19 protein-coding genes are annotated in these 23,840 nt (G+C 67.2%); 13 read left to right on the top strand and 6 right to left on the bottom strand.

Translation table 11 applies throughout. The features are described 5' to 3' along the window. Positions 1–7 precede the first annotated feature (7 nt). From J2T07_RS04170 to J2T07_RS04150, 5 genes are all read right to left on the bottom strand, one after another. Positions 8–3,019, bottom strand: coding sequence for a TonB-dependent receptor (locus tag J2T07_RS04170; protein ID WP_306847497.1), 3,012 nt, complete (start codon positions 3,017–3,019; stop codon positions 8–10). A 91-nt stretch (positions 3,020–3,110) separates the two neighbouring features. Beyond that, the gene (locus tag J2T07_RS04165; RefSeq protein WP_306847494.1) at positions 3,111–3,866 is read right to left on the bottom strand and encodes a DeoR/GlpR family DNA-binding transcription regulator; all 756 of its coding nucleotides are present in this window, start codon (positions 3,864–3,866) and stop codon (positions 3,111–3,113) included. Beyond that, a complete protein-coding gene (locus J2T07_RS04160) occupies positions 3,856–5,478 on the bottom strand; it encodes an ABC transporter permease subunit (RefSeq protein ID WP_306847956.1) in 1,623 nt (540 codons plus the stop codon). The genes J2T07_RS04165 and J2T07_RS04160 overlap by 11 nt, the downstream gene beginning before the upstream one ends. Positions 5,479–5,483: 5 nt before the next feature. Then, positions 5,484–6,485, bottom strand: coding sequence for an ABC transporter ATP-binding protein (locus tag J2T07_RS04155; protein ID WP_306847492.1), 1,002 nt, complete (start codon positions 6,483–6,485; stop codon positions 5,484–5,486). Between the two features lie 25 nt (positions 6,486–6,510). Next, complete coding sequence (locus J2T07_RS04150; protein ID WP_306847490.1) at positions 6,511–7,572, bottom strand: ABC transporter substrate-binding protein; 1,062 nt, start codon at positions 7,570–7,572, stop codon at positions 6,511–6,513. Between the two features lie 141 nt (positions 7,573–7,713). On the opposite strand from J2T07_RS04150, the gene hisN reads away from it, so the two are divergent. Both hisN and J2T07_RS04140 read left to right on the top strand, forming a co-directional pair. Beyond that, positions 7,714–8,505 (top strand): histidinol-phosphatase, encoded by a 792-nt coding sequence (hisN, locus tag J2T07_RS04145; RefSeq protein ID WP_306847488.1) that lies wholly within the window; start codon positions 7,714–7,716, stop codon positions 8,503–8,505. A 6-nt stretch (positions 8,506–8,511) separates the two neighbouring features. Continuing rightward, positions 8,512–10,641 (top strand): phosphocholine-specific phospholipase C, encoded by a 2,130-nt coding sequence (locus J2T07_RS04140; protein ID WP_306847487.1) that lies wholly within the window; start codon positions 8,512–8,514, stop codon positions 10,639–10,641. Positions 10,642–10,669: 28 nt separating this feature from the next. Here J2T07_RS04140 and J2T07_RS04135 read toward each other — a convergent pair whose 3' ends face one another. Beyond that, positions 10,670–12,151, bottom strand: coding sequence for a hypothetical protein (locus J2T07_RS04135; RefSeq protein WP_306847485.1), 1,482 nt, complete (start codon positions 12,149–12,151; stop codon positions 10,670–10,672). Between the two features lie 158 nt (positions 12,152–12,309). Here J2T07_RS04135 and prmB point away from each other — a divergent pair, with 158 nt between their 5' ends. The 11 genes from prmB to trpA all read left to right on the top strand — a co-directional run bounded on the left by prmB (position 12,310) and on the right by trpA (position 23,830). Then, complete coding sequence (gene prmB / locus J2T07_RS04130; RefSeq protein WP_306847483.1) at positions 12,310–13,230, top strand: 50S ribosomal protein L3 N(5)-glutamine methyltransferase; 921 nt, start codon at positions 12,310–12,312, stop codon at positions 13,228–13,230. Between the two features lie 18 nt (positions 13,231–13,248). Further along, the gene (gene aroC / locus J2T07_RS04125) at positions 13,249–14,352 is read left to right on the top strand and encodes a chorismate synthase (RefSeq protein WP_306847481.1); all 1,104 of its coding nucleotides are present in this window, start codon (positions 13,249–13,251) and stop codon (positions 14,350–14,352) included. Beyond that, on the top strand, positions 14,353–15,354 hold the full coding sequence (locus J2T07_RS04120) for a 2-hydroxyacid dehydrogenase (protein WP_306847479.1): 1,002 nt from the start codon (positions 14,353–14,355) through the stop codon (positions 15,352–15,354). Positions 15,355–15,386: 32 nt separating this feature from the next. Beyond that, the gene (locus J2T07_RS04115; RefSeq protein WP_306847478.1) at positions 15,387–16,415 is read left to right on the top strand and encodes an aspartate-semialdehyde dehydrogenase; all 1,029 of its coding nucleotides are present in this window, start codon (positions 15,387–15,389) and stop codon (positions 16,413–16,415) included. Further along, positions 16,415–16,699, top strand: coding sequence for a hypothetical protein (locus J2T07_RS04110; RefSeq protein ID WP_306847475.1), 285 nt, complete (start codon positions 16,415–16,417; stop codon positions 16,697–16,699). The genes J2T07_RS04115 and J2T07_RS04110 overlap by 1 nt, the downstream gene beginning before the upstream one ends. 181 nt (positions 16,700–16,880) lie before the next feature. Continuing rightward, on the top strand, positions 16,881–19,343 hold the full coding sequence (locus tag J2T07_RS04105) for a FimV/HubP family polar landmark protein (RefSeq protein ID WP_306847473.1): 2,463 nt from the start codon (positions 16,881–16,883) through the stop codon (positions 19,341–19,343). A gap of 94 nt (positions 19,344–19,437) precedes the next feature. Then, a complete protein-coding gene (gene aqpZ, locus J2T07_RS04100; RefSeq protein WP_306847471.1) occupies positions 19,438–20,142 on the top strand; it encodes an aquaporin Z in 705 nt (234 codons plus the stop codon). Between the two features lie 259 nt (positions 20,143–20,401). After that, entirely contained in the window at positions 20,402–21,169 is a 768-nt protein-coding gene (gene truA / locus J2T07_RS04095) for a tRNA pseudouridine(38-40) synthase TruA (RefSeq protein ID WP_306847469.1), read from the top strand. Then, on the top strand, positions 21,166–21,789 hold the full coding sequence (locus tag J2T07_RS04090) for a phosphoribosylanthranilate isomerase (RefSeq protein WP_306847467.1): 624 nt from the start codon (positions 21,166–21,168) through the stop codon (positions 21,787–21,789). The genes truA and J2T07_RS04090 overlap by 4 nt, the downstream gene beginning before the upstream one ends. Before the next feature lie 29 nt (positions 21,790–21,818). Further along, positions 21,819–23,030, top strand: coding sequence for a tryptophan synthase subunit beta (trpB, locus tag J2T07_RS04085; RefSeq protein ID WP_306847464.1), 1,212 nt, complete (start codon positions 21,819–21,821; stop codon positions 23,028–23,030). Then, complete coding sequence (gene trpA, locus J2T07_RS04080; RefSeq protein ID WP_306847462.1) at positions 23,030–23,830, top strand: tryptophan synthase subunit alpha; 801 nt, start codon at positions 23,030–23,032, stop codon at positions 23,828–23,830. Before trpB ends, trpA begins: the two co-directional genes overlap by 1 nt. Positions 23,831–23,840: the final 10 nt, after the last annotated feature.

The raw sequence follows: 23,840 nt of genomic DNA, 5'->3' as shown, positions 1-23,840 counted from the left end.
CTTCCCGTTAGAAGTCGTAAGTGACACCGAAGCGGGCGTAACGCGGCTGCGTGTAGCTGATGACCTGCTGGTAGCCGTCGTTCACCGAGTTCTTGCTTCCCGAGACGGGATTGGTCCGCTGCGAGCGCTGCTGGTTGAGGATGTTGAACACCGATACGGTGAAGGCCAGCTTCTTGTCGGCCCAGAGCGGACGGTATTCCGCATTCACGTCGACCAGCTCTTCCCACGGCTCGCGACCCTTCGCACCATAGGCCGAAGGCACACCGAAGCAGAAGTGGTAGTAGCTGCCGTAACCCGACGGGTCGCTCTCATCCGCGCCATAGCGGCCGAGGCACGACTTCGGCAGACCGGACTGGATCAGGATATTCGCCGAGAGCAGCCATTCCGGCGCGATCTGATAGGAACCGTAGAGCTTCAGCTGGTGCTTGCGGTCGTTACCGAGGTCGCCATTGGCATAGTTCATCAGCGTGGCGTAATCCCAGTCACGAGATGCCGCGACCGAACCCTGGCCGACGTCCGAGCGTACCTGGCCTTCCGTATTGCCGTAGCTGCGCGAATACAGATAGTCGATCTTGCCCGACCACGTGCCGTCGAACGGATGCGACAGGTACAGGTCCAGCCCGTAGTAGTTGCGCTTGAGGTGCGGGAAACCAAAGTCGGCATTGGTCACGGTGACGTTCGTGTAGCCGCCATTCGCATTGGCCAGCTGATACACGTTGGCGCGACCCGGGTTGGACAGGTAGCAGCTGCCGACCGTCACCGCATCGATGTCCGCGCCCTGGGCGATGGCCGCGCGAGTGATCGCACCGTTGTCGCAGACGTCGTCCAGCGCGTTGCGCAGCTTGCGCACCGTGGCCTTCGCGCCCGCCACCCAATCGGCGTTCAGCTGCTTGTCCATGCCGAGGATGAACTCGTCCTGGTACTCCGACTTGATGTTCTTGGCGCTGACGGTCTTGGGATCGGGCGGCTGGCCGTATTCGCCGTTGGGAGACACGGCGCCACCGGTGGCCGACTGGATGAAGGTCACGCCGGTCGGCATGCCGCTCGCGTCGATGCCCGTATAGGTGAAGTACTGGTTGGTGGCCAGCGAACCGGCCGAGGTGCGCAGTGCGACGGACGCCGGCATTGCCAGGAAGTAGCGGCCCGCGTTGCCGTAGATCTTCATGGTGGAGTCGCCGTTCACGTCCCAGCTGAAGCCCAGGCGCGGAGCCCACTGTGGCTTGGTCAGCTTCAGATACGGCTGGCCGGCGGGGTTGTAGTTGGTGAACTGATCGTTGCGCAGGCCCAGCGAGAGCAGCAGGCGATCGGAGACCTGCCAGTCGTCCATGATGTATTGCGCGCGCTGCTTCACGCGTACCGACGCCAGCGTGTTGTAGTGGCGGTAGTAGCCGTAGTAACCGGTCTGTCCACCGGGGTAGTTGCCCGGCTTGTCCACGAAGGGACTGTCGCTGATGTTAAGGTTGGGGTCCGTCTTGCCATACCACAATTCGTAACCGTCACCCCCAATCGTCGTTCCGTCCTGGATGTCACGCGAGTCCTGATTATCGACACCTGCAGTGATCGAGTGGTTACCCGCCTTATAGTTCAGGTCGACGCGCAGATTGCGATTGGTCGATTCGTGGTCGGGGTTGTCGATTGTATCCAGCGTCTGACCGTTGCTTATCGGTGTGCCGCCGTTTAAGGCCGGATTCTGCAAGCTAATGCTTCCCAGGAACGGGCCCGTCACGCCCGTGTTCGGCGGCTCGTTGTAATACGTGAGCTTGGACTTGCCGTACAGCGCGGTGAGCGTCAGGTCGTCGGTGATGTAGCTGGTGAACTTGGCGACATAGACCATGGCCTTGGTCTTGTACGTCGAATCCGTGCTGGCGAAGTCGCCCACGGTGTTGGTGTCGTAGTCGTAGGTGTACTTGTTGCCGTTGGAGCGGTGGGTCTGGTTGACGCCGGTCAGCTCGAGGATGTTGCTGTCATTGATGTTCCAGTCGAGCTTGCCGTACCACTTCGGGTCCTTGTACGTGTACTTCGTGTCGTACGCGTGGTTCACGTCGCCGATGCTGTTGCCCTTGCTGCGCTCCATCTCCACCGCGGCGAAGGCGTACAGCTTGTCCTTGATCAACGGACCACCCGCATAAGCGCTGACCGTCGTGCTCCACTCGTGGTTGTCGTCGTTGCGCTGGTTGATCGTGCCCGGAGGTGCCGGATTGTCGTGGCCATAGGTGATGTTGCGGGCGCTGGCGCGGGCGAAGTCCGGCTCCCAGAGCACCTGGGCGCCGAAGTGCCATTCGTTGGTGCCGCGCTTGCCGACCTGGCTGATGACGCCACCGTCCGAACGGCCGTACATCGCGGAGTAACCGCCGCTGAGCACCTCCTGCTGGTCCACGGCACCGTAGGGCAGGGTGACGCCGCCGAAGCCGCTGAGCGGATCGGTCGTGTTCATGCCGTTGATGTAATACGCGTTCTCCGAGACGGCCGAACCGGCGAAGCTGACCAGGCTGCCGCCGAAGGCGTTCTTGAATCCGGTATAGCCCGGCGAAGCGCCCGGTGCGAGCAGGGCCACGGCCTCGGCCGAGCGCTGCAGCGGCAGGCGGGCCATGTCGGCCGCGGTGATCACCGTGCTGGAAGCGACGGTGGCGACGTCGATCTTCGGCATGTTGGTTGCCGAAACGGTCACGCCTTCGAGCTGCTGGGCGTTGCCGCCCGAAGCCGCTTCGAACGAGACGTCGGTGGCGGCACCCACGCGCAACGTGATGTTGTCGCGCGTGTCGACGACGTTGCCGTTGGCCTTCAGCGAGACCTTGTAGGTGGCCAGGGGCAGCGACTCGGCGACATAACGGCCGCGGGCGTCGACGGGCACCTCGCGGGTGATGCCGTTGCTTCCCTCGATGAGGACGGTTTCACCGGCGGCGATCGGCGCCTGGCCGGCGATGCGGCCGGTGGTGGCCTGGCCGAAGGCGACGCCGGACAAGGATGCCGCGACCGCGGCGCATAAGAGGGTACGTCGGAGGGTGGGGCGGGGACTCATGGGATGCTCCGGAAAGGCGGTATATGTGACGGGGTGGTTTCAATCGATCTAAACGGATGACGGATGACGGCCTTCATGGCGCGGTGTTGTTTCAGGCGTATGCGATGTCGCCTACGGCCTTACGAATGGCGGCGATCGCGCGGGACTTCTCCGAGCGACGGTCGGTAACGAGCACGTCGATGCGGTCCGCGGGACACCAGGCGACGCGGCTGCGTACGCCCATCTTGGAATGGTCGGCCGCGATGACGATGCGGCGCGCATTGGCACACATCGCCCGTGCGATCTCGGCTTCTTCCATCTCGAAACTGCTCGCGCCTGCCTTGGCATCGATACCGACCGGCGAAAGGATGGTGAGGTGCGGTTGATAACGGGCGATCTCGGCGACGGTGGCGGCGCCTTGGGTGCAGCCGGTCTGCGCATTGAAGCGGCCGCCTAGCAGGTGCACGTCGTTGCCGGCCCGCGCGGCGAAGCGCGAGGCCACGTCCACCGCGTTGGTGACGATGGTGAGCCCGCTACGCGTGGCGAGTGCCTCGGCCACGAGGTTCATCGTGCTGCCCGCATCCATGAAGATGGTCTGGCCACTTTCGACGAGACTGGCCACTTTCTTGGCGATGGCGCGTTTCTCGCGCACCCGCGTGGCATGGCGCACGTCGATCGGCGGTTCGTCGCCAGTGAGCACCGCACCGCCGTGCACGCGGCGGATCTCGCCGCGCTCGGCCAATTCGACGAGGTCGCGGCGGATCGTCTCGCGCGACACGCCCAGCTCGGTGACGATCCGTTCGACGGACACCTGGCCGCTGGTGCGCAGCAGGTCGCGAATGCGGGAATGCCGTTCTTCATGCCACATGGCGTCGGTCCTTGAGTACGTGGAGGAGGAGGCGCATCGCGCCGAGTGCGAGTGCGCTGGCAAGCACGACGCACATCGCATACGCGGCGGCTTGCGCGAGGAAACCGTTTTCGTCCAGGCGCATCACCGTGACCGAGGCGAGCCCGAGTTCGGGGGTGACCAGGAAGATCACGCCCGACAGCGTCACCATGGAGCGCATGAACAGGTAGAAGAAGGTGGATATCGCCGCCGGTGCGGCGAACGGCCATACCGCGTCGCGCAGTACGTGGAAGGTCGAGCCGCCGGATACCGCCACGGCATCGTCCAGCGCTTCCGGCACCTGGCGCATGCCGGTCTGCATCGTGAGGAAGGCCTGCGCGTGGTAATGGAAGAGGCTGCACGCGGCGACGATCGCCACGCTTCCATAAAGCCAGCCGGAAAGTGGTCCGTGGTTGAAGGCCAGCACGTAGCCCAGGCCCAACACGAGGCCAGGCACCGCGGCAGGCAGTGAGGCGATGAACTGCACGGGTTTGGCTATGAACGGCGGTGCGCGGCGCAGGCCCGCGGACAATGCGAACACCAGCAGCACACCGGCGCCCGCGGCAAGCAAGGACATGGTGATCGATGTCGCCACGGGGCCGTATCCGTCGGGCATGCCGCCCATGTAATTGGCCAGCGTGAGCGTCCGGTCGTACGGCCACAGCTTCACCACGCTGACATAAGCGACGGTGGCGACGACGCCGACAAGGGGCAGCAGGGCCAGCAGCGAGATGCCACCCAGCGCGACGTCGCGCCATGGGTGTCGCGCGGGAACCAGTGTCCGCCCCGGGCTCGCATCGCCCGTGTCCTGGCGGCGCCTGGCCATCCGCGCCAGCCAGACCGAGAGCAGGGCGGGCGCCAGCAGCACCACGCCCAGCGTCGCGCCCATGGCGAAATCCAGCTGTCCGACCACTTCGCCGTAGATCTCCACCGCCAGCACGCGGTAGCTGCCGCCGACGACCACGGCGCTGCCGAAGTCGGTCAGCGTTTCGGTGAAGACCAGGAAGGCCGCCGCAAGCAGGGCGAAGCGCAGCCGGGGGATGGTCACGTCGAGGAACTGCCGCCAGGGCGTCGCACCCATGGATTCGGCGGCGTCGTAATGGCGTGCAGGCGTTCGGGCCAACGCGGCGGAAACGATGATCACCACCTGCGGCAGCCCGTAGAGCGTGTTCGCGATGAGCAGGCCCCAGAAGCCATAGATGTCGGTGGGCAGGCCGGTAAGCCGGTGCACCAGCCCATTACGTCCGAGCAGGCAAACGAGGCCGAGCGCGAGGACGAGCGACGGCGCGAGCATCGGCAGGAGCAGGGCGGTACGGATCAGGGCCTTGCCGGGCAGGCGGGAGCGATGCAGCGCCATCGCCAGGCACAGCCCGAGTGAAACGGTGCATAGCGTGGTGGCGACGCCGATGACCAGGCTGCGCATTGCCGCTCGCGGAAGCCCGGGATCGTCGAACAGGCGTACGTAGTTCGCGAATGTCGGCATTCCCTGTGCATCGGTGACGCTGCGCACGAGCACCGTCGCCAACGGATGCAGGAAGAACACGAGCAGGAACAGCAGCGGAACCGCCAGCAAGAGCATGCCTGTCGTGCGCATCCTCTTCACGCGCACACCCATGCGCCGCGCAATGCATCCACGGAGACCAGCTCGCCGCGGTTCAACGCACTGCGTCCGGGCTGCTCCACCAGCAGCTTCCGTCCCCGCCAGGCGAGCGTGATGCGCGCGAGGTTGCCGAGGAAGACGGTGTCCTCGATCACGGCCTCGCCGCGCGGATCGTTTTCGATCACCACGTCCTCGGGGCGCAGGCACAGCTCGTACGTGGCCTCGTCGCCGGGCGGGCGCCGTTCGAGGAAGCCGGGTATCGCATCGCGCACGAACGCCGTCGGCAGCAGGTTGGCGCGTCCGATGAACTCGGCCACGAAACGTGAACGCGGGCGCTCGTAGAGGTCGCGGGGGCTGCCGGTCTGTTCGATCCTGCCGCGATTCATGCAGACGATCGTGTCCGCCATCGCCAGCGCTTCTTCCTGGTCGTGCGTCACCATGATCGTCGGGATGCCGAGCGCACGCTGGAGCAGGCGGATCTCGCTGCGCAACTGCCCGCGTATGGCGGGATCGAGCGCGGAGAGCGGTTCGTCGAGCAGCAGCATGGCCGGTTCGGTGGCGAGGGCGCGGGCCAGCGCCACGCGCTGCTGCTGGCCGCCGGAAAGTTCGTCGGGGAAGCGCGCGCCGAGGCCACCCAACCCGACCCGTTCCAGCAGTTCGCTGCAGCGTGCGGCGATCTTCGCCGGGGCGTCGCGGCGCAAGCGCATGGGGTAGCCGACATTGGCCGCCGCGGTCATGTCGGGGAACAGGGAATAGGCCTGGAAGACCAGGCCCATGCGCCGCTCGCGCGCGGGCAAGGCGCTGATGTCGCGGCCGCCGAGGATCACGCGCCCCGCGTCCGCCGCGGTCAATCCCGCGACGATGCGCAGCAGGGTGGTCTTGCCACAGCCGCTGGGCCCGAGCAGGCAGACGAACTCGTTCTCCCCGGCGTCGAACGAGACGCCATCGAGCACGGTATGCCCGCTCCATGCCTTTGCGATGTCGTCGATCCGCAGGTGCATTTCCCAACTCCCCCAGGCCGTCGCGCTAGCGCGTCAGCCGCTTGTATCTGGCGATGAGCGCCGCGCGTTCGCGCGCCGCGGTGGCGAAGTCGCGCGCGGACAGCGTCGCGACCAGGTCGGCGGGCAAGCCCTGCCGTTGTTGTTCCGCGCTCGGCACGCTGCCGGGAGCGGCGACGATCTCCTTGTAACCACGATAGAGCGCGGCCGCTTCGGGCGACGCAGTCCAGTCGAGAAAACGCTTCGTGTCATCCGCGTGCGGAGAACCCTTCATCAGCGCGGATGCCTCCAGTTCGTAACCCTTGCGTCCTTCCGGGATCACCATCGTCACCGGATAGCCCTGGCGGATGGATTGCATGGCTGAGAAGGCGAACGAGATGCCGATGGGGAATTCGCCGATACGCGCGAGCTTGCACGGTGCCGAGCCGGACAGGGTGACCTGGCCGACGTTGCGCGCGATGCCGCGCAGCAGGTCCATGCCTTCGGCGTCGCGCCCGGCGTCGGACAGCGAAGACACCAGCATGTAACCCGTGCCGGACGACGAGGGATCGGGCATGGCCACCTGGCCCCGGTACTTCGGCGAGGCGAGATCGCGCCAACTGCGTGGCATCGGCAGGTTGCGCTCGGCCAGGGCCTCGCGATTGACGCACAGGGCGGCGAGGTACCCCGTGGGTGCGAACCAGAGCCCATCGGTGGCGCGGAACGCCGCCGGGATGCGGTCGATGTTCGGCCCGTGCACCGGCGTGAGCAGCATGGCGATGCGCGGTTCGAGCATGTCGGTGACCGCCATGCCCCAGATCGCGTCGTTTCGCGGTTCGGCCGATTCGGCGAGCAGGCGCGCGGCGAGGTCGCCGCTGGACAGGCGCAGGACCCGGATGTCGAGGCCGGGCAGGGCCTTCTTCGCCGCGTCCAGGTAGGTGGCGATCTCGTCGCTTTCCAGGGCGGAGTACACGGTGACCGTACCGGCACGGGCCACGCCACAGGCGGCCATGAGCAGCGCGATGACGCTTCCGATTTGGCGGTATGGACGCATGGCCGGTTTTTTCACCCTGTGACGCGGTTCGTCGAAGGTGCCCCGCGGAAGGTTCATGATGCACCAACCGTGTGGCATTTTGGGTATATTTGCAAACCTGTGGCTTCCGAGTCCACCAAAGAATTTTCGTTTTTGTCATCATCCCGAAATGTGCGAACGCTAGGCCGCGCATGTTCTTTCCAGCCAGGAGTGTCATTGATGGAAGCGTTGTCCGCCGTTGAGCGGAAGGAGTTCGAGGCATTCGCCGCGGGTATCGCCGATAACGCGCGTGCGTTGTCCGTGCCGCGATTCCGCCGCCCGGTGGATGTGACGCTCAAGGGTGATATGAGCCCCGTGACAGCCGTGGACCGGGGTGTGGAATCGATGTTGCGCGAACGTATCGAACTGGCGTGGCCCTCGCACGGCCTGCTCGGCGAGGAGTACGGGGCGACGCGCGTGGATGCGGAATACGTCTGGTCGATCGATCCCATCGACGGCACGCGCAGCTTCATTTCAGGCTGGCCGCTATGGGGCACCTTGCTGGCCTTGCTCCGTCACGGCAAGCCGGTTCTCGGCGTGCTGGACATGCCCGTGCTCGACGAACGCTGGATCGGGCACACGGGCGTGGGAACGACGATGAACGGGCTGCCATGCCGTACCCGCGCGTGCGAGACCCTCGCGGCCGCCACGCTCTACACGACCACGCCGGACATGTTCAGCCCTGACGAATGGTCCCGTTTCGACCGCACGAGCCGTGCCGCGTATGCGCGCCGTTTCGGTGGCGACTGCTACGGTTATGGCATGTTGGCGGCCGGTCATATCGATGCCGTGGTCGAGGCCAACCTCATGCCCTACGACTACCTCGCCATCGCGCCGGTGGTCGAAGCCGCCGGTGGCGTCATGACCGACTGGGAAGGCCGCGCGCTCGGCCTCGACAGCGGCGGTCGCGTCGTCGCCGCGGCCACGCCCGCCTTGCATGCGGCACTCATCGAATCGCTCGCCAAGGACTGATGCCGGATGTTTTCCCGCGATCGCCGCCGTTTCCTCCATGCCGCGGGCGCCACCGCCGCCGCCTCGCTGGTCGCGCAGGGTTTCCCGGCGGCGATCGCCAAGGCGCTGGCGACGGGTCCCGACCGGCGCACAGGCACGATCGCGGATGTCGGCCATGTGGTGATCCTCATGCAGGAGAACCGCTCGTTCGACCACTACTTCGGCAGCCTGCGCGGCGTGCGCGGCTTCGCCGATCCACGCGTGCTGGAACTCGGCAATGGCGACCCGGTGTGGCGCCAGCCGGTGACGGTGGCGCGCACGAAATACTGGAAGGCACGCGGCATCGGCGACGACGTGGGCTGGGTCTATCCCTTCCACCTGGACACGCGCGCCTGCGGCGATCATCACGAGGGCACCGACCACGGCTGGAGCAGCGGCCACGGCGCCTGGAACCTCGGCCGCAACGACCGCTGGATCGAGCAAAAGCAGGACGTGCTGACGATGGCGTACCTGCGCCGCGAGGACGCGGCATTCCACTACGCGCTCGCCGACGCCTTCACCGTGTGCGACGCATACCACGCCTCGGCACTCGCCGACACCGCCATCAACCGGATCTACCTCTGGAGCGGCACGTCCGATCCTTCCGGCCGGTTGGGTACGAAGGACAACGGTCCGGGTACCGAGGAACGCCCCGATGCAAATGGCTATACGTGGACCACGTATCCGGAGCGGCTGGAGAGAGCGGGTGTCAGCTGGCGCGTGTACCAGGGCGGCACCGGCGATCCGGGTTCGCCGACCGACAACTACACGGATAACTCGCTGGAGTTCTTCGCGAAGTACCAGGTGAAGGAAGGCGCCGATCCGAAGGGGTCGCTCGTGCGCAACGGGGTGTCGAACCACAGCCTGCGCGAACTGCGCGACGACGTGTTGCACGACCGCCTGCCGCAGGTGACGTGGATCGTCGCGCCGTACACGTACAGCGAACATCCCACCTCGTCACCCGCCGACGGCGCCTTTTACATCCGCCGCGTCATCGAGGCGCTGACCGCCAATCCGAAGGTGTGGAGCCGCACGGTCCTGTTCCTCAACTACGACGAGAACGACGGCTTCTTCGATCACGTGGTACCGCCGGCGCCGCCGCTGGAAAGCGGCGAGGACGGGCAGGGCATGGTTTCCGACGACCTGCTCGTCGGCCTGGGCGACGAGATCATGGACCTCGATGCCCATCCGAGGATCTCGTCGCCGCTCGTACCGGACAGCGATCCACGCGGCGAACAGCCGGTCGGCCTGGGCAATCGCGTGCCGATGATCGTCGTCTCGCCGTGGACCCGTGGTGGCTGGGTCTGCTCGGAAACCTTCGATCACACCTCGGTGCTGCGGTTCCTCGAAAAGCGCTTCGGCGTCGAGGAGCCGAACATCGGCACATGGCGCCGCTCGGTGTGCGGCGACCTGACCAGCGCCTTCGATTTCGCCGGCAGCGCCGACCAGCACGTGCCGACGCTGGGTGTGCCGGCCGGCTCGGATGGCAAGGCAGTCATCACGGTGCCGCGCGAGCAAGCCATGCCCGTGCAGGAGCCGGGCACGCGTCCATCGCGCGCCCTCGGCTACGCCTGGACGATCGGGCATCGCCTGGACGCGGACAGCAGTCGCATCGTCTTCACCAACAGCGGCCGCCTCGGCGCCGCATTCCTCGTCTACGACGGACTCCAGCGCGACGCCCCGCCGCGCCGCTATGCGGTCAGCGCGGGCAAACGCATCGAGGATCGCTGGGCGCTGGCGAAAGCCGGCGATGGCTACGACCGTCGCATCCACGGGCCGAATGGCTACTTCGCACACCTGCGTGGGTTCGCCGGTGATGGGTTGGAAGTGGTCGTTGCCGGCACGTCAGGCACTCGCGGCGTTGACGTGCGCCTGAGCAACCGGGGGACGGCGAGCGTGACCGCCCGCATCGCGGATGCTTATGGCAACACGGTACCCCGCGATCTCGAACTCGCCGCTGGGCAGTCGCAGACCTTGCCGCTCGATCTGACGGGCAGCGCAGGCTGGTTCGACATCGCCGTTACCACGCCCAGCGCACCACGCTACCTCCGGCGTTTCGCCGGACATCACGAAGACGGTAAACCTGCGACAAGCGATCCTGGTCCACGTAAGTCCTGAATCGTCTCGCGTCCAGGATTTCCCCAAGCTACCGCATCGCTTCCGCCGCCTTCTCGCCGCGAAGCGCGCCGGCGCGGCCGGGAGCCTGGGTGAGCGCGGTCTTGAACGCGGCCAGCGCCGGTCCGGGTTGCTTCTGTGCCAGCAGCAGTTCGCCGAGTTGTTCGCGCGCGGGGACGATCGGTCCCGGTGTCACCGGCCGCTTCTCGACCCTGTCCTCTCGCTCGGCGGCATCGGTCATCAGGGCGACGGCGGCTGCGGCGTCGCCGCTGGCCTGGGCGGCCCATGCCTTTACTTCGGAAGCGAGGACGCCGGTCTGCGTGGACCAGTAGTCGTCGCCGGAGGTCTTGAGCTGGGCCTCGATCTGGTCGAGACGGGCCGCCTCGGCACGAGCTTCGTCGGGGTGGCCGCTGCGTGCGAGGCCCAGGCCCTTCGCCCACACCGCGATGGCCACCACCGAGGCCGGTGCGCCGTCGGGTGGGGCGATGGTAGCGGCCTCGTTCCATCTACCTTGTTCCACGATTTCGCGGATCGGCATGGCGGTCGCGGCATAAGCGATTCCGAAGTCGCTCATGTCCAGGCCGCGCATGGTCTTCAGGTCGCCGATGACCGCCCGGGCCTCCTTGTCGCGGCCGGACTGCATGTACGCGTAGACGAGATAGTCCATGGCGTGCAACTGGCCCATGGTGTCGCCGTGCTCGCGCGCCGCCTTTTCCGAAGCAAGGTTGGAGTGGATCGAATCGTCCCATAGCCCGAGCCGGGTAAAGATGTGCGAGGGCATGTGCAGGGCATGCGGTGCCGAAGGCGCGATGTCCGCATACTTTCTCGCCGCCGGCAGGCCGCGTTGCGCCAGCTCGGCGCTGTCGCAGGCGTGGATCAGATAGTGCGCGATGCCAGGGTGATCCGGATGCGCGCGGAACAGCGGGTCCAGGATCGCGATGGCCTGTTTCTGTTTCGCGTGTGTCTTGTCGGTCATCGAGGCATTCGACAGCAGGGCCACGGCGTAGAACACCTGCGCCTCGACGTCCTTCGGGTTGTCGCGGGCGACGCCGGCCATCGCCTGTTCGTAGGCGAGGGTGCGCTGCGCGGGCTTGACGTCGCCGCCTTGATAGAGCCGTCCGAGCGCCTGGATGTACGTCCGCTCGCGCGGTGACGAGGTCGCCGCCAGGCGTGCCGCCGCCCGGGCCTCCGCCTGGCCGCGGGCGAAGGTGTCCGCCGGCAGGGCGGGCGTCCAGACCGGGTGGAAGAAAACCATCGCGATGCCCCAGTGGCCCATGGCGCAGGCCGGGTCCTTCGCCACGACACCCTCGAAGGCCTGGCCGGCGGCGGCATAGGCGAACGAGTGGAGGAGGGCGACGCCACGATCGAACGGCTTCTGTACCGAGGGATCGCACGAGATCGGGAACGACACCTTGCCGAGTTTCTCGGGGATACCGTGGTCGTGCATCTCCTGGGCCCGGGCGGCGGACACCACGAGCAGCGATACGGCGAGGACGCGCAGGAAACCGGTCATGCCAGACTCCGTTTGCCGGGCGTCGCGTGCCCGTGGGAAGGTCGGAATGTACGCCTGCCCGGCTCGCGTGCCCATCGGCAGGATGGCCGATAGCGATCGTGTGGGCCCGGACCCGGACGGCTATACTCCCCCGTCAGCCCCATCGAACGCCGCCTCCCGTGACCAGCGAACTCTCTTCGATCATCGATTTCATCCGCTACGGCGCCAGCCGTTTCTCGGCCGCCGGCCTGACCTTCGGGCATAGCCACGACAATCCGATCGACGAGGCGACCCACCTGGTCCTGGCCGCGCTGCACCTGCCGCCGGACATCCCGCCGGCCTACGGCGCGGGCAACCTGGTCGCCGAGGAAAAAGCGAAGGTGCTGGCGCTGATCGAGCGCCGCGTGACCGAGCGCGTACCGGTGGCCTACCTGGTGGGCGAGACCTGGTTCGCCGGGATGAAGTTCAAGAGCGACCGTCGCGCCCTGGTGCCGCGTTCGCCGATCGCCGAGCTGATCGAGAGTCGGTTCACTCCGTGGCTGGACGACCGCCATGTGGAACGTGCGCTGGATCTCTGCACGGGCTCCGGCTGCATCGGCATCGCCATGGCCGAGTACAACCCGGATTGGCGGGTGGACCTCGTCGATGTCAGTGACGACGCCCTCTCGCTGGCCAACGAAAATATCGAGTACCAGCACGTGGACGACCGCGTGCGGGCGATCAAGTCGGACCTGTTCGACGGGGTGAAGGGCGAGGTCTACGACCTGATCGTGTCCAACCCGCCGTACGTGACCAACGACGAATACGCCGCGATGCCGGCCGAATACAGCCATGAACCGGTCCTCGGCCTGACATCGGGCGATGATGGACTGGACATCACCTTGCGCATCCTCGACGAGGCGGCCGACCACCTCAGTGAGGATGGCCTGCTGATCGTCGAAGTGGGCGACAGCGAGCACGCGCTGGTCAACCTGCTGCCGCGCGTGCCGTTCGTCTGGCTGGAGTTCAAGGTCGGGCAGATGGGCATCTTCGCGCTGGAGCGGCGTGACCTCATCGAGCACGCCGCGGAGATCTCCGCGGTGCGTGCCGCAAGAAACTAAACCCTCACCGGAAGTACCGTGTCCTCCAATACGTTCGGCAAGCTCCTCTCCGTCACCACCTTCGGCGAAAGCCACGGCCCGGCGATCGGGTGCGTGGTGGACGGTTGCCCACCGGGGCTTCCGCTCGATGCGGCGGAGTTCCGCGCCGACCTCGAACGCCGCGCCACCGGGCGCTCGCGGCATACCTCGCAGCGTCGCGAAGCGGACGATATCGAGATCCTCTCGGGTGTGTACGACGGCGTGACCACCGGTACGCCCATCGCCCTGCTGATCCGCAACACGGACGCCCGTTCGAAGGATTACGGCAACATCCTCGATACCTTCCGCCCGGGCCATGCGGATTACACGTACTGGCAGAAGTACGGCATCCGCGATCCTCGCGGCGGCGGCCGTTCGTCGGCACGGGAAACCACGATGCGCGTGGCTGCCGGCGTCATCGCCAAGAAGTGGCTGGCACAGCGCCATGGCGTGACCGTGCGCGGCCACGTGGCCCAGATCGGTGAACTCGTCCCGCGCGGCTTCGATGCCGACGCGATCGAGGGCAACCCGTTCTTCTGGCCCGATGCCACGCAGGTGGCGGAGCTGGAGTCGTACATGGATGCCTTGCGCAAGTCGGGCGATTCGGTCGGCGCCAAGGTCACCGTGGTGGCCGATGGCGTGCCGGCCGGGTGGGGCGAGCCGATCTACGGCAAGCTCGACGGTGAACTCGCCGCCGCCATGATGTCCATCAACGCGGTGAAGGGCGTGGAGATCGGTGATGGCTTCGCCGCCGTGGTCCAGCGCGGCACGCAACACCGCGATGAACTCAGTGCCGACGGCTTCCTTTCCAACCATGCGGGCGGCATCCTCGGCGGTATCGCTTCCGGACAGCCGGTGGTCGTCTCGATGGCGTTCAAGCCCACCTCGAGCATCCTCGTGCCCGGCCGCAGCGTCGACCGGGCCGGGCAGCCGGCCGAGGTCGTGACCAAGGGCCGCCACGATCCCTGCGTCGGCATCCGCGCCGTGCCCATCGCCGAGGCGATGCTCGCCCTCGTGCTGATGGACCAGGCCCTGCGCCATCGCGCCCAATGCGGCGACGTGGGCGAGGTGCCGCCGCGCATTCCGGGCACGTTGCAGGCATAGATGATGAGCAAGCCGATCGTCTGGATTTCCCGTCCGTTCTTCCCGGACATCGTCGACCGCCTGCGTCCCTGGTTCGAGGTGCGCGCGGAGACGGAGGAACGCTCCTTCTCGCCGGCCGACCTGGCCGGGCGGTTGGCCGGTGCCGACGCCGCCATCGTGGGCCTGGCCGAGCGCATCGACGCGACGACGATCGCGTCCGCCCCGCGCCTGCGCTTCGTGGCCAATCTCGGCGTGGGCTACAACAACCTCGATATCGGTGCGCTGACCGAGGCCGGCATCGGCGCATCGAATACCCCGGACGTGCTCAACGAGACCGTGGCCGACTACGCCTGGGCGCTGATGCTCGCGGCGGCGCGCCGGATCGGCGAAGCCGAGCGCTGGTTGCGCGATGGCCAATGGCATGGTTCGCGCTTCGAGGGCTGGCTGGGCGCCGACGTGCATGGCACGACCATCGGTATCCTCGGCATGGGCCGGATCGGCCAGGCCATCGCACGGCGTGCCTCCGGGTTCCGGGCGAAGGTGATCTATCACAACCGCTCCCGGCTGGCGCCGGAGATCGAGCGCGAGTACGCGGCGACCTATGTGGACAAGGCGAGCTTGCTGGCGGCGTCGGACCACCTGATCCTGGTGCTGCCATACACGCCGCAAAACCACCACGCCATCGGTGAGCCGGAACTCAAGGCGATGAAGCCGACGGCCACCCTGGTCAATGTCGCCCGTGGTGGCATCGTCGACGACGCGGCCCTGGCCCGCGCACTGGCCGATGGCACGATCGCCGCGGCGGCCCTCGATGTATTCGAAGGCGAGCCGAAGGTCCATCCCGACCTCATGAAATTGCAAAATATCGTGCTCAGTCCGCACATCGCCAGCGCAAGTCGCGACACACGTCGCGATATGGCGGCGCTGGCTGTGGACAATGTGCTGGCGGCGTTCGGGCATGGTCCTGACGCCGGCCGGCCACCCACGATCCTCAATCCGGGTGTGCTGGCCGACGCCAGCTGAACCTGTTTTCCCACGCCTGACGAAAGCGAAGCATGAGCAAGAAGACGAGTTACAAGGTGGCCATGGTGGGTGCGACCGGCGCGGTCGGCGAAACCCTCCTGTCGATCCTCGCCGAGCGGGACTTCCCCGTGAGCGAACTGGTGCCCCTGGCGAGCGAGCGCTCGGCGGGCGGTACGGTCGACTTCAATGGAAAACCTTACGTCGTCCAGGACCTGGCCAAGTACGACTTCGCCGGCGTGGACATCGCCTTCTTCTCGGCCGGTGGTTCCGTGAGCCGCGAACACGCGCCTCGCGCGGCGGCGGCCGGGGCCGTGGTGATCGATAACACCTCGGAGTTCCGTTACCAGGACGACATTCCCCTGGTGGTGTCCGAGGTGAATCCGCACGCCATCGCCGACTACACGGTGCGCGGCATCATCGCCAACCCGAACTGCTCCACGATGCAGATGCTGGTGGCGCTGGCGCCCATCCACCGCGAGGTGGGCATCGAGCGCATCAACGTCGCCACCTACCAGTCGGTGTCGGGCGCGGGGCGCAGCGGCATGGACGAACTGGGCAAGCAGACCGCGCAGATGCTCAACTTCCAGGAAGTGGAGACGGCCAAGTTCCCGAAACAGATCGCGTTCAACGTGATCCCGCACATCGACGACTTCCAGGCCAATGGCTACACCAAGGAAGAAATGAAGATGGTCTGGGAGACCCGGAAGATCCTCGAGGACCCATCCATCCAGGTGAACCCGACCGCGGTGCGCGTGCCCGTGTTCTACGGCCACGCCGAGGCCGTGCATATCGAGACCCGCGACAAGATCACCGCCGAGCGTGCGCGCGAGCTGCTCGAGCAGGCCCCGGGCGTGGTCGTGCAGGACGAGCGCAAGGCCGGCGGCTATCCGACGCCGGTGGGTGACGCGGCGGGCAAGGACCCGGTGTTCGTCGGACGTATCCGGGAGGACATCTCGCACGAACGCGGCCTCGATCTCTGGGTGGTGGCCGATAACATCCGCAAGGGCGCGGCCCTCAATGCCGTGCAGATCGCGGAGATCCTGATCGAGGACTATCTGTAATGAGAGCGTGCGCCACCGCCTGCCTGCTCGTCCTGCTTTCGCCCCTGGCGCTGGCGGAGCAGCGGTCGTCGTCGGCTCCGGCGCCTGCCGGGGCGGCCGTGGCCCGCGCCAAGCTCGAAGCCTTGCAGGGCCAGGTGAAGAGCGAGGACGCCCAGGTCCAACAACTCAAGGCGAAGGTCGACACGCTGGAATCGGACACGCAGGCCGCCCGCCGCGCACTGGAGGAACGCGATCGCAAGATCGCCGAACTCCAGCGCCAGCTGGAGGCGAAACAGGGCCACTGACCGGGGCCGGGACATGTAAGGGGGGCGTGTACGGGCCTCGCGAACGACTTAACGTTGTCGCGTAACTATCCGTACCCGCTATTGTTAGTTGTTGCTGGGGTGCACTACAGTGGCGCCTTCGCGGCCGATCGCCCCATAGAGGCGCGCCGCCGGCATGGGTTTAGTTCGGGGGAAGCGAGTGATGAACCGTACGTTGAAGCTTTCGATCATGCTGGCGCTCGCCACATGGGGCAGTCAGGCCCTGGCGCAGAACCTGGGCCCGGTCCAGGTCCGTTCCACGATGGACCAGCCGCTGGCCGCGGAAATCCCTCTGACCGGCGTGTCGGGCAACCTCGATAATGTCCATGTCGCCCTGGCCTCGGAAGAAGCCTTCACGCGTGCCGGCCTGAATCGCGGCGGCTTGCCGGTGGCCCTGAACTTCGCCGTGGGCAAGAACGCGTCCGGACAGCCGGTGGTGCGGGTCAGCAGCGCCGAGCCGGTGCGCGACACGTATCTCGACTTCCTGGTCGAGGTGTCCACGGGCGGCAACAAGGTCGTGCGCGAAGTGACCATGCTGCTCGATCCACCGGGTACGCCGGTGAATTCCGCGGTGGCCGCGTCGGCGGCACAGCCGTCGCGTACCTCCGAGGTTCCCTCGCGCGTACCGTCGCATAGCGAAGCCCGGCCTTCGCGTGCGGAGGCACCGACCAAGGCGGCTCCCGCGAAGGCCGCCCCTGCTGCCGCGGCGCCTGGCGACACCTATGGTCCGGTGCAACGCGGCCAGACCCTGTCGACCATCGCCCGCCAGCACGCGGGCGGCGCCGACATGAACCAGATGCTGGTGGCACTGCAGAAGGCCAACCCGGAGGCCTTCTACCGCGACAACATGAACGCGCTGAAGACAGGCGCCGTTCTGCGCATTCCGTCCACCGACGACGTGCAGGCATTGTCCGCCGCGTCGGCGCTGGCCGAAGTGCGCCGCCAGAACGAAAGCTGGCGCGCGGGCACCACGCGGGCGCCGTCGGTGGTGGCCGATGCCGCCTCGTCCCCCGCGGGCCAAGGTGAAGGAAAGCCGGCCGCTCCGGCGACCGACCGCCTCGCCATCGTTCCCTCCAAGGACGGTGGCGATGCCGCTTCCACGCGTGCGGGCAGCAAGGGCGGCACGGGCGATGCGCAGGTCGTGGGCCTCAAGCAGCAACTGGCCACCTCGCAGGAAAGCGTCGCTTCGCTCAAGCAGCAGGGCGAGGAACTGAAATCGCGCATCGGCGACCTCGAGGAAATCAACTCCAAGAACCAGCGCCTGCTGAGCCTCAAGGATTCCGAAATCGCCGAACTCCAGCGCAAGCTGGCCGAGGCACAGAAGGCTCCCGGCCAGCCCGCCGTGGCGAGCGCGCCGACGCCGGCCGCCGCCGCGACCTCGCCGGCACCGGCACCCACGGCTCCAGCCGCCGCCAGCGCGCCCTCACCGGTGGTCGCCTCGGCCACGCCGGCGGCTTCGGCTCCGGCGCCTGCCTCCACCGTGGCGATTTCGCCGCTCAAGGAACCTTCGGCGGCGACGCCTCCGGCCGCCAAGCCCGTGACGAAGCGGGCGCCGGTCGCTCCCGTTCCGGTCGAAGAGGACCCGTGGTACATGCAGCCCTGGGCCTGGGGTGGCGGCGCCATCGTCATCCTGCTGCTGTTGGTCGCGGCCGTCTTTGGCCGCAAGAAGCCGAAGGCCGCCGCCACCGCCGGCGCCACGTCGCTGGCCGACCGCTTCGGCCAGGAACACACGTTCGGCGGTTTCGGTGAACCCAGCGAGATCATGGACCAGGACCAGCGCGAAATACTCGATGCGCTGGCCGAGCATCCGGACGACATCGGCCTGCACCTCGAACTGGTGAGCCTCTACTACGGCCGCCGCGACGTCGAGCATTTCGAAGCCGCGGCCGAAGCCATGTTCGCCCACGTCGCCGACCCGGACCAGCCGGAATGGCGCGAAGTGATGATGATGGGCGAGGACCTCGCGCCCAGCCATCCGCTGTTCGGTGGCGTCCCCGTGGACGAGGTCGACGAGCCGTACGAGGACACCTATACCGCCTCGCGTCCGCGCAACGAGGACGAAGTCGCGGCGCTCGAGGAATTCGACCTCGGCAACTACGTCACCGGTCCGGATGAGGAAGAACCCACGCAGAAGCCGGCGCCGCAGAAGCACAGCGAATACCATTTCAACTTCGACCTGACGCCGGTGCAGCGCGCCGAGGCGGATCGCCGCCCGAGCGCCCCGGACGTGTTCGATGTCGACGCGCCGGAATCGCCCTATGCCGAGCCGCACGAGACGAACGGCAGTGTCGCCGGTAATGAAACGGTCGCCAAGGACGAGGAACGCTCGACCTGGTCGTTCGAGGACGAGCATGACCTCGCCTCCCGTGGCCATGCCGAGCCGGCCACGACGACCAGTCACGTGCCCCGTTTCGACGAACCCACCTTCCCGGACGAAGAGCCGCTCGAGGACCACGGTCCGGAGAGCTTCAGCGATGACCCGGTGGACACCAAGCTCGATCTGGCCCGCGCCTACCTCGACATGGGCGACGCCGAAGGCGCCCGCCTGATGCTCGACGAAGTGCTCGCCGAAGGCTCGCAGATGCAGAAGGACACGGCCCGCCGGATCCTCAACGACATCGTCTAAGAACCATGTGTGTGGCAGCGGCTCCCACCGCGGCGGGGTCCGCTACACCCTGGCATGTACCTGCTTCAGTGACTTCATTCGAAGGAGTGCGAATATGTCCAAGCGTTTGCTCGCGGAGTTCTTCGGTACCTTCTGGTTGGTTTTCGGTGGTTGTGGAAGCGCGGTGCTCGCCGCGGCCTTTCCCGAACTAGGCATCGGCTTCGCCGGTGTCGCCCTGGCCTTCGGCCTCACCGTGCTGACGATGGCGTACGCCGTCGGGCACATTTCCGGCGCCCATTTCAATCCGGCGGTGACGCTGGGTTGTTTCACGGGCGGGCGCATTCCCGCCAGCGACGTATTGCCCTATATCGTCAGCCAGGTGATCGGCGCGGTGGCGGCGGGCGGCGTGCTTTACCTCATCGCCAGTGGCAAGCCGGGCTTCGACGTGACGGCCGGTTTCGCCACCAACGGATACGGCGAGCATTCCCCCGGCGGGTATTCGTTCCTTGCCGCTGTGATCGCGGAGTTCGTGCTGACCGCTTTCTTCCTGCTGGTCATCCTCGGCGTGACGCACAAGCGTGCCCCGGTGGGTTTCGCCCCGCTGGCGATCGGCCTGGCCCTCACGCTCATCCACCTGATCAGCATCCCGGTCACCAATACCTCGGTGAATCCCGCGCGCAGCACGGGCGTGGCCTTGTACCAGGGCGGATGGGCGATCTCCCAGCTCTGGGTGTTCTGGGTCGTGCCATTGCTCGGTGGTGCCGTCGGCGGCTGGATCCATCGGGCGCTGCTTGAGAACGACGGCTCGATCGATCGTTGAGCCAGAAGGGCGGCTGGTTTACGCCTCATCGAACCCCGGCTTCGGCCGGGGTTTTTCTTTGGCGGCCCCGGTGGGAGCCGACCCTGTCGGCGATGGGTGCTTGCCTCAACCCCCGGGTGGGAGCCGACTTGTCGGCGATGGGTGCTTGCCTTGAGCTGGCCCGCTGCCGCGGGTTCGCCGACGAGGTCGGCTCCCACCAGGCTCCTGCCGCCCCCGCGGTGGTAACCTTTCCGGTTTCCACCGTCTTCCGAACAACTCCATGCGCATCGCCCTAGGCGTCGAATACGACGGCACCGACTTCCGCGGCTGGCAGCGGCTCAGCCATGCGAAGACCGTGCAGGGGTCGCTGGAGGAAGCGCTGAGCCGGGTCGCCCACGCGCCCATCGAAGTCACCGCCGCCGGGCGCACGGACGCCGGCGTGCATGGCCGCTGCCAGGTGGTCCACTTCGACACCGACGTGGTGCGTGACATGCGGGGCTGGGTCCTGGGTGCCTGCTCGAACCTGCCACATAGCGTGGCGGTGACCTGGGCGCTGCCGGTGGCCGACGATTTCCATGCGCGTTTTTCCGCACGGGGCCGCCGCTACCGGTACCGCATCCTGCCGCGCTTCGTCCGTCCCGCGCTGGACGCCCGTTTCGTGGCATGGGAGCGCCGGCCACTCGATGCCGAGGCGATGCACGAGGCGGCGCAGGCGATCGTGGGCGAACACGATTTCTCCGCGTTCCGTGCGATCTCATGCCAGGCCGCGCATGCGCGGCGCAACGTGCGCTCGATCCGCGTGTTCCGCGAAGACATCCACGTGGTGGTGGAGATCGAGGCCAACGCCTTCCTGCATCACATGGTGCGCAACATCGTGGGCTCGCTGCTGCCCATCGGCCGCGGCGAGCAGCCCGTGGGCTGGATGGCCGAACTGCTCGCCGGCCGCGACCGCGAAGTCGCCGGCGCCACGGCACCCGCGGAAGGCCTGACCTTCATCGGTCCCCTCTACGAAGCCCATTGGGGTTTGCCACAGGAAGTGACGCTATGACCCGGATCAAATGCTGCGGCCTCACCCGCATCGAGGACGTGCAACTGGCCGCGTGGCTGGGTGCCGATGCCGTCGGTTTCGTCATGACACGCAAGAGCAAGCGTTTCGTCGATCCGGCATCCGCCGCGCGCCTGCGCGATGCCGTGCCGCCCTTCGTGACGACGGTGGCGCTGGTGATGGACGACGATCCGGCCTACGTGGAGGAAGTGGTCCGGGTGCTGCGTCCGGACATGCTGCAGTTCCACGGTGCGGAGACGGACGCGGAGTGCGCCACCTACGGTGTGCGCTACCTGAAGGCCATCGCGATGGGCGAGGGTGCTCCGGCGCTGGCCCGTCTGCGCGACTATCCGGGGGCCGCCGGCCTGCTCCTGGATGGCCACGGCCTGGGTGAGCAGGGTGGCAGCGGCCAGCGGTTCGACTGGTCGCTGATGCCGAAGGATCTTGCGCAACCGCTGCTGCTCGCCGGCGGACTCACCGCCGGGAATGTCGGCGAGGCGATCCGCATCGCCCGGCCCTGGGCGGTGGACGTGTCCAGCGGCATCGAATCGTCGCCCGGGATCAAGGATCGGGCTAAGATGGAACGCTTCATTTCCGCCGTGCGCGCCGTCCCCACCGCGTGATACGGCCTCCAGCAGGTAACGAGAAGGCAATGACCGACATCGCGGATTTCCACGCCTATCCCGACGCGCATGGTCGCTTCGGCGAGTTCGGCGGCATCTACGTGGCCGAGACCCTCATGGAGCCGCTCGCGGAACTCACCGCGGCGTACGAGAAACTGCGCAAGGATCCGGCCTTCATCGCCGAGCTCGACCGCGACCTCAAGTACTACGTGGGCCGCCCCAGCCCGGTGTACCACGCCGAGCGCCTGTCGAAGCATGTCGGTGGCGCGCGCATCGTGCTCAAGCGCGAGGACCTGAACCACACCGGCGCGCACAAGATCAACAACACCGTGGGCCAGGCGCTGGTCGCCCGGCACATGGGCAAGACGCGCATCATCGCCGAGACCGGCGCCGGCCAGCACGGCGTGGCCAGCGCCACGGTCGCCGCGCGCATGGGCCTGAAGTGCGTGGTGTACATGGGCGCCGTCGACATCGAGCGGCAGAAGATCAACGTCTACCGCATGCGCCTGCTCGGCGCGGAAGTGGTGCCGGTCACCTCCGGCTCGAAGACCCTGAAAGACGCCCTGAATGAAGCGATGCGCGACTGGGTCACCAACGTCGCCGACACCTTCTACATCATCGGCACCGTCGCCGGCCCGCATCCGTATCCGCAGATGGTGCGCGATTTCAACGCCATCGTCGGCCGCGAAGCGCGCGAGCAGACGCTCGAACAGTTCGGCCGCCTGCCGGACGTGATCACCGCCTGCGTGGGTGGCGGTTCGAACGCCATCGGCCTGTTCCACGCCTTCCTCAACGATCGCCAGGTCCGCATCGTCGGCGCCGAGGCGGCGGGCGAGGGCATCGAGACGGGCCGCCATGCCGCTTCGCTCGCCGCGGGTAAGCCGGGCGTGCTGCACGGCAATCGCACGTATGTGTTGTCCGACGCGAACGGCCAGATCATCGAGACGCATTCGGTCTCCGCCGGCCTGGATTACCCGGGCGTGGGTCCGGAGCATGCCTTCCTCAAGGACGCCGGCCGTGCGGAATACGTCGGCGTGACCGACGACGAAGCATTGGAGGCCTTCCACCTGTTGGCGCGCACCGAGGGCATCCTCGCCGCGCTGGAATCGAGCCATGCGATCGCCCAGGCGATCAAGCTGGCTCGCGAGCTTCCGAAGGACGGCCTGGTCCTCGCCAACCTCTCCGGTCGCGGCGACAAGGACGTGCACACCATTGCCGCGCGCGAAGGAATCGAACTCTGATGAGCCGCATCGAACGCCGTTTCGCGGCGCTGAAGTCCGCGGGCCGCACCGGCCTCGTTCCGTTCATCACCGCCGGTGACCCGTCGCCCGACGCCGTGGTGCCGTTGATGCATGGCCTGGTCGCCGCCGGTGCCGACGTGATCGAGCTGGGCGTGCCGTTCTCCGATCCCATGGCCGATGGCCCGGTGATCCAGCACGCCAGCGAGCGCGCCCTGGCCAAGGGCGTCGGCCTGGGCAACGTGCTGGCCTGGGTCGCCGCCTTCCGCGAGACCGACAACGAGACCCCGATCGTCCTGATGGGTTACCTCAATCCCGTGGAAATGTACGGATACGCGGCGTTCGCCGAAGATGCCGTCGAAGCGGGCGTGGATGGCGTGCTGATGGTCGATTGTCCGCTGGAGGAATCGCATGTCCTCGAGCCCTTGCGCAACGCCGGCCTCGACCAGATCCTGCTCGCCTCGCCGACCACCGCCGAGGGCCGGCTGGCCCGGCTTTGCGAGGCCGCATCCGGCTTCCTGTACTATGTGTCGTTCGCCGGCATCACCGGTGCGGCCCAGCTGAGCACCGGCGAGATCGCCGAGCGCGTCGCCGGTATCCGCGCACGGGCGAAGGCTCCGGTGGCCGTGGGCTTCGGCGTTCGTGACGCCGCGAGCGCGAAGGCGATCGGCGAGTTCGCCGACGCCGTGGTCATCGGCAGCGCCCTGGTCGACCGCCTCGCCGGTGCGACCTCGGCCGACGATGCCGCCGGCAGGGCACGGGACTTCCTCGCGCCGATCCGCGCCGCGCTCGACGCGCGCTGACGGTCGGTGC

Origin of the sequence: Luteibacter jiangsuensis (assembly GCF_030812295.1) — a bacterium.
Classification (GTDB): Bacteria; Pseudomonadota; Gammaproteobacteria; order Xanthomonadales; family Rhodanobacteraceae; genus Luteibacter; species Luteibacter jiangsuensis_A.
This window is presented reverse-complemented; position numbering and strand designations above follow the sequence as displayed.